This window comes from Streptomyces sp. NPDC001156 (assembly GCF_053598275.1).
In genome coordinates this window covers 1-6,270 of sequence record NZ_JBSFJX010000329.1, presented here as the reverse complement: position 1 = coordinate 6,270, position 6,270 = coordinate 1, and the positions used below count along the sequence as shown (strand labels likewise).

Annotated in this window: 6 protein-coding genes; 2 read left to right on the top strand and 4 right to left on the bottom strand. The window is 67.8% G+C overall.

What is annotated here, in order from left to right; all coding sequences use genetic code 11:
- Window positions 1–97: 97 nt before the first annotated feature.
- From ACWDA7_RS49320 to ACWDA7_RS49310, 3 genes are all read right to left on the bottom strand, one after another.
- Complete coding sequence (locus ACWDA7_RS49320; protein WP_450614312.1) at window positions 98–340, bottom strand: reverse transcriptase N-terminal domain-containing protein; 243 nt, start codon at window positions 338–340, stop codon at window positions 98–100.
- Window positions 341–1,400: 1,060 nt separating this feature from the next.
- The gene (locus ACWDA7_RS49315) at window positions 1,401–1,907 is read right to left on the bottom strand and encodes a DUF6328 family protein (protein WP_450614310.1); all 507 of its coding nucleotides are present in this window, start codon (window positions 1,905–1,907) and stop codon (window positions 1,401–1,403) included.
- Between the two features lie 553 nt (window positions 1,908–2,460).
- Complete coding sequence (locus tag ACWDA7_RS49310; RefSeq protein ID WP_450614308.1) at window positions 2,461–2,655, bottom strand: hypothetical protein; 195 nt, start codon at window positions 2,653–2,655, stop codon at window positions 2,461–2,463.
- A gap of 606 nt (window positions 2,656–3,261) precedes the next feature.
- Between ACWDA7_RS49310 and ACWDA7_RS49305 the strand changes: the two genes are divergently transcribed.
- A complete protein-coding gene (locus ACWDA7_RS49305; RefSeq protein WP_450614306.1) occupies window positions 3,262–3,444 on the top strand; it encodes a hypothetical protein in 183 nt (60 codons plus the stop codon).
- A gap of 477 nt (window positions 3,445–3,921) precedes the next feature.
- Window positions 3,922–4,140, top strand: a complete 219-nt coding sequence (locus ACWDA7_RS49300) for a hypothetical protein (RefSeq protein WP_450614304.1) — start codon at window positions 3,922–3,924, stop codon at window positions 4,138–4,140.
- Between the two features lie 340 nt (window positions 4,141–4,480).
- On the opposite strand, the gene ACWDA7_RS49295 is transcribed toward ACWDA7_RS49300, so the two are convergent.
- Window positions 4,481–5,712, bottom strand: a protein-coding gene (locus tag ACWDA7_RS49295) for an IS3 family transposase (protein ID WP_450614303.1) whose coding sequence is annotated in 2 segments (ribosomal slippage) — window positions 4,481–5,391 and window positions 5,391–5,712 — 1,233 coding nt in all. Because the reading frame shifts where the segments join, the coding sequence is not laid out codon by codon here.
- Window positions 5,713–6,270 lie beyond the last annotated feature (558 nt).

The window sequence follows — 6,270 nt, the reverse complement described above, 5'->3', positions numbered from 1 at the left end:
TTTCGCGTCCAGGTCAGGCGGGTGGCCCCGAGGTCACCTCCTTCCGAACCTCGGCCCCTTGAAGGGGCGATCCAACGCCGAGTGAAACGGCGCACCGTCATCCGCGCATACGGCTCAAGCAAGCCCTGAAGGCTCTCGGGCGCGTCTGCAGGTTCCTGACCTTGGCCAGGTCCCCGTCCCTCGATGCCGTGAAGATGCGCTGGCGCAGTCGGCGTACGTTCTCCTGCGCGCGGTCCCAGTCGATGCTGTCCCAGTCCGCGAAGAAGTCGCCCTCCGGTCCGTTCACCCCGGCCACGGCCGGGGCGTCCAACTTGTCCTTCGGCGCTGCCACTGTTGCCATCGTCCCTCCTCACAGGCTCACCCGGCCCACGTCTGCGTCCTTTCGGACCCGGGCACCGGCCCGGTATCCGGCAGGTTGGCCAGGACTGCAGCGGAGAGGCCGCCGCTGGTGCCGTCCCGGTTTCCCCTGGCCTTTCGGCCCACCGGCATTTGCTTCTTGAGCCGTCCTGTCCCGCCGGAGACATCAGCCTTCCTCACGGTCAGCCCACCGCCGCCCTTGCAAGACGGCGGACTCCGTCGGGGTTTCCACGTTCCGCGTATGTGAGATACGGCCGGGGAGGGCGCCCTCTATACCCCGGGGCGGCGGTGTCCACCCGAACGGCATGAAGCACCGTCCGGCGCCTGCCGCCTCACAGCGGCCCGCCCTACACCCCGCACCTACAACCCACCGGCGGGGCTCCAACTCACGAGGCGTCATCAAGGGTTCACTCACGTTCGCCCGTCCGGCCTTCCCCTCGCCTGTCACCCCCGGGTGGAACGGAGGCGCTTGGGCTTCTCCCCGGAGCTTCGCACCCCGCCGTTACCAGCGACGCACGTCCAGGTGGGGACGGGTCATCGGACACGAACCCGGGACTACCCTGTCATCGGCGACACCGCCGTCCCCCTCTCCAAGAGCGTCCACTCAACACACGCGACCTCGTGTCGCACCTGCACCTGTTGGGTGCCTCTTCTCTGCGACGGTTTTGATCTAGACAGTCAGATCATCGCAGGTGGGAGGCATCCTTCTCCTGTCGTGGCGTCAGGTCACAGCCACAGCTGAATACATGAGGTTGAAGGCTGGACCGAGGTCAACCCGCTGGTCGCGGACATCGTCGAATCGTACGCGGACCTCATCGAGTGGCGGGGCGGCGGGCCGGACGTGTGGGAGCACTGAGACGCTCAGTGCGCCTGGCTATGGCCCAGTCATGAACTGGGGAGAGGTGCCCGCGTGGGCGGTATTCGTACTGTCGGCGGTCAGCGGACGCTTCGGCTACATCGGCCGCAACGTCTGTCCGCTCCACCGTTGCAGCTGAGGGAGCACTGGCTCTCCAGGGCCAGGAGGCCGCTGAGCGGTCGCCCCCTCAGGAATGTCGTAGAGACCACGGCAGCACGAACCACAGGCACGCGAACATCGCAGTGGTCGCGGCCGTGATGGCGATGGCTGCGATATGGCCAAAGACGACGTCCATGAGCAGGAGAACAGCACCGTTGATCGCCAGTGCGAGGAACACCAGGCCGACTTCCGCATACCGGGCGGACAGTGCCACGATGCGGGGCTTGACGCCGCGCTGAAACAGCCCGCGATGCAGGGCCACCGGCGTAGCGAGGACAGCGGCGGTAATGACGGTCAGCAGGAGCGTGGCGGCATAGATGCCACGCTGAAAGGCGCTGAGTTGCGGAAAACGGCTGGTGAAGGCTACGCCGAGCAGGAAGGCGAACAGAATCTGCACACCGGTCTGGACGACGCGTAGCTCCTGGAGCAGCTCGACCAGATTGCGGTCGGCCCGCTGCTCGGGTGTTTCGTATCGCGGCGGCCGTGGCATCGCCTTGGCTCGATCGGCATGAACCCTCACTGTCCGCGCGACCATCGCGACACGCGAGTAGGAGCAGGCACACGAATTACCTGCTTGCCTACCAGTTCGACCCCGCCACCGGCGGGCCCGCCGGTGCCAGCGGACGCCCCTACCCGCACACCGTCCTCCGGCGCGAGATCGTCCGCCCTCGGCTTGACCCCCGGCGTACACCTCGCACCAGATCTGAGCTCGGTTGAGCTTTTCGGGTGTCCGAATGTTCGCGGCTGGTGTTCCGTGACCCACCGGGATCGAACGGCCAGCAAAATGCTCGGGCGGACAGGCGGTCCAGCCCAAGCATCCCGGATGAGACTGAAAGGGTTGCAGCCACACGGCTCCCAGTAGTGGGGCTGGACCGTGCCCGTGCTGTGTATGCGGCAGGGAGGGCGGGGCGGATGGCGAAGGACGCCCAGCCCTCCCTGCGCACGCGCCGCCCGTGGGCTCCGGAGATGGGGTCCAGTCTCCAGGTGTCCACGATCACGGGCAGGCTCAGGACTGTGACTGGGCACAGCACCTGTGCCGCGGTGGGCAATCGCATGGGCGGGCCGCACAGGGGATAGCCGTCAACCGGTCAGATACGGGCTTCCGCGGTCGTGCGGCGGTGATCATCGGCGATCTGCACTGCCTGAGCTTCCGCCACGATCCCGCTGTCGAGACCGCAGGTGCAGCGCACCACGGCGTGCCCAGTCGGCTCATACTCGACCCATCCTCCGCGGTGCGTCGTGTTCCGGGTAATGCCGTGCACGACCGTCGTGTGTTCCACCATGAACACATGCTCGCCACCGAGGAGCGCAGCCTGCCAACGCCACGCCCGCCAATTGGGCCCAACCGCAGCACCGTCGGCTGCGCGCTGCTACGTGCCGCGCGATGAAGGAGAGCCTGACAAGCGAGCACCCTCGGTGCCTGGCGGAGGTCATGCGGTCCCGTCCATGCTCAGGCCTATGCCCATCGAACCATGAGCGTGTACCTCACTCTTAGAAACGGCTGTGCCTGTGATGCGTGGGGTCTACGGGAAGGAGACCCTTCTACCCAGGGAGGCTGACGTGGCGCGTGATCGAATGGGGCTGGCCGAGGTCTTGGCTGCGGCGGAGGATGCCGCGCCGGTGGTCTCTCTCGACGTGGTGCGGCCGGCAGGTGGTCCGAGTTAGCGAGGAGGCGGCCACGCAGCAGGGCCGCCGGGCCGAGCAGATCCCCCTTGGCCGGCAATGTCCACGACGACGTGCCGCGCACCCAGAAGCGGGGCTTGCAGAAGGCCGTCCTCGAGGCTCGACCGCCCCGGGTGGGAGATCTGCCTGGCGGCCGGGTTCGTGCACCTGTCCGATCACAAGAAAGGCGGCGGACTGTGATTCAGCCTGGCGACCGAATCGATGTCGTGCTCGACGTCTTTGCAGAGGGAGACGCGTACAAGGTGGTCATGTCCGGCGTCATCCGGCCCGGCCAGCCCGTACCGCCGATCCCTGTAGGGGCGACCCGCAACATCGTCCAGACGCGGCTCGAGCCACCGCAGAGAGTGCACGCCTTCGCCATCGAGCGCACGGCAGGCGACCGAACGTGACTGCCGCCCGTCTATGGGTTCGCGCCGCATAGACATGACGAGCCCCCTGCATGGGCTGGAGTCCATGCAGGGGGTGGGAGGGCACATGGTTGCTGTCGGCGCAGGCAGCGAGCCACGCCCGGAAAGCGGAGGCCGTTCCCTGAGCTGAGCGATGACCCCGACAGCACAGCCGCCTCTGGGTCAACCCCCGCCCCACCAGGATCGCGCGGCCAGCTTTCCGCCGCACGTCGATCATGCGAGCACACCCCCCACCCCATCCGAGCCACGACAGGGGGTGAAGAGGCGGGCCCTGCGTGGACGTGCGGCAGCCTGCGGGGGGACACCAGGCCGCGCGGCGTCATGCCTAGCCTGATCCGGCAGCGCGACGACGGCCACCCGGAGTGGTCATACGAGTGGGCAAGCGCGACGAAACCCTCCTGCGTGGCCCACACCGAGCCGCGGTATGCACATGTGGCGCCTGCGCGCGAGGCTGGTGTCATGGCCGGACATCGTGTGATCGTGTCCCCGCCCGACAAGACAGGCGGCCGGCGTATACAGATCGACGATCAGACCCTCGGCACCGCGCACAGCCTGCACGACTTGCGAGTGTTCCTGAACCGCGTCGGCATGGAGGGCTGGGATGAGGTGTATGTGGCCGAGTCGCTCCTGATCGAGTGGCGCGGCGGCGGGCCGGAGGTGTGGTCGGCGAGGCCGTGAGAGAAGAAGGCCCAGACGCCCCACCGCCCCTGCGGCCCGGGCCGCCGCACCGCTGGTACGGCGCCACCATCACCCAGGTGCTCGAGCACCGGGGTGCCTACCGGCGCAGTGAGCAAGGATGAGCCCATGACTCCCCGCCTCATCCGCCACATGGGCGGCGCCGCCAGTTCGCAGCGGATCCTGTAGGACTTCCACGGCACGGTGCGCGGACGCTGGTGGCGTACCGCAGCGTTCTACGGAGACGCGCCAGGCAGCCACATGGGCCTCTGGCGCACGGACCACGCGGGTCTGCGCGGATGGAAGGGCCTTGTCCCCGAGGGGTGGACACCTGTTCGTGTCGTTATGCGGCGAGTGTCAGGGTAGCTGACTGTTGCTCGTAGGCGATCGGTGCCTGCTGTCCGTTCGCCGAGTGTCGTCGGCGGGTGTTGTAGCGGGTGGTCCAGCGGAAGACGGCCAGGCGGCAGGCGCGGGCCCCGTCGAAGCGGCGGGCGCCGCGGAGCGTCTCGCGTTTCAGGGCCGCGTTGAAGCTCTCGGCGAGCGCATTGTCCGCGCTCGTGCCGACCGCACCCATGGACTGTCGCACCCCCAACTCAGCGCATACATCGCCGAATTGGCGGGAGGTGTATTGCGCTCCGTGATCGCTGTGGAAGACCGCCCCGTCAAGGCTGCCGCGGGTCGCGGCGGCTGCCTGGAGCGCGTCGGCGACCAGCGAGGTGCGCATGTGGTCGGCGATCGACCAGCCCACCAGGCGGCGCGAGAAGCAGTCGATCACCGTCGCCAGATACAGGAACTCGCCGTCGCCCACCGGCAAGTACGTGATGTCGCCGACGTACTTGGTGTTCGGCGCGCTTGCGGTGAAGTCGCGCCGGAACAGGTCCGGCACCGGCGTGGCGGACGGTTCGGGCACCGTGGTGACCTGGCGCTTGCGCAGCCGCAGCCCGGCGATGCCGAACTTCCGCATGACCCGTCCGACACGCTTGTGGTTCACGCGCTCGCCCTGGTCGCACAGCTCGGCGGTGATCCGCGGCCGGCCGTAGGTGCCGTCCCACTCGGCGTGCACGGCCCTGATCCGCTCGGCGAGCGCGGCGTCCGCCCGCTCACGCGCGGCGCGGGCCTCCCGGCCGGCCCGCCATTTATAGAAGCTGGAGCGGGCGACCTCCAGCACGTGACACAACCGCTTCACGCCCCAGGCGCGGTGGTGGTCCTCAATGAACTTGAAGCGGTTCACCAGTTCATCTCGGTGGCGAAAAACTTCGTCGCCTTACGGAGGATGTCCCGTTCGGTGGCCAGCGTCGCGTTCTGCTTGCGCAGGTCCTTGTTCTCCGCGCGCAGGGCCGCTATCTCGGCCTCCAGCTCTTCCTTCGTGGCCTCGTTCACCGGGACGTCCTTCGTGCTCTTGATCATGGCGCCGCTCTGGCCGCGGCGGGTCCGCTCGGCCCGCACCCAGTTGCGCAGCGTCTCCCGGCTGATCCCCAGGTCCTTGCCGATGCCCTCGAAGGTATGGCTCGGATCCGACAGGTACAGCGCGACAGCGTCCGCCTTGAACTCGGGCGAATAGACCTTCATCACCATAAGAGATCCCTCCTCCCCGGCCCCTGCCGGGGCCGGGCTCAGAGGTGTCCACCACTCAGGGACAGGTCCCGGAACTGCCGCGTCGGCAGCCTGGCGCACTGCCTCACCGTGCTCGTGTACACCCGGCCTCAACGCCCGAGCGAGTCGCCCACTGCATGACGACGGCACCTAGTCACGGAAGCGGTGGGGAGGAGGGAGCCGTTTCCTCTTTGAACTCCGGCGAGTACTTGCTGGGTGGTGTCTTGCCTCTCGTTTCCTTACACAGGGATCCTATTGGGTCCCTGTCCGGAAACCTCGAGGCACCTCAGGCCTGAGAAGTGGGCACCCTCGCCGAGCTCGGCGGAGGTTATGCGGGCCCGTCCATGGTCAGACCTGTGCCATCGAACCGTGAGCGTGTGCCGCCGAAGGCGCAGTGGTCTGGGTCATTCTTGGTATGGGCCTTGTCTGTGATGCGTGGGGTCCTGCGGGAAGGAGACCCTACTACTCAGGGAGGCTGACGTGACGCGTGATCGAATGGGGCTGGCCGAGGTCCTGGCCGCGGCGGAGGATGCCGCGCCG

Bases quoted from the DNA above. Each gene is read 5' to 3' on its own strand.
- ACWDA7_RS49300 (WP_450614304.1), top strand. From the start codon at position 3,922: ATGGCCGGACATCGTGTGATCGTGTCCCCGCCCGACAAGACAGGCGGC.
- ACWDA7_RS49310 (WP_450614308.1), bottom strand. From the start codon at position 2,655: ATGGTGGAACACACGACGGTCGTGCACGGCATTACCCGGAACACGACG.
- ACWDA7_RS49315 (WP_450614310.1), bottom strand. From the start codon at position 1,907: ATGGTCGCGCGGACAGTGAGGGTTCATGCCGATCGAGCCAAGGCGATG.
- ACWDA7_RS49320 (WP_450614312.1), bottom strand. From the start codon at position 340: ATGGCAACAGTGGCAGCGCCGAAGGACAAGTTGGACGCCCCGGCCGTG.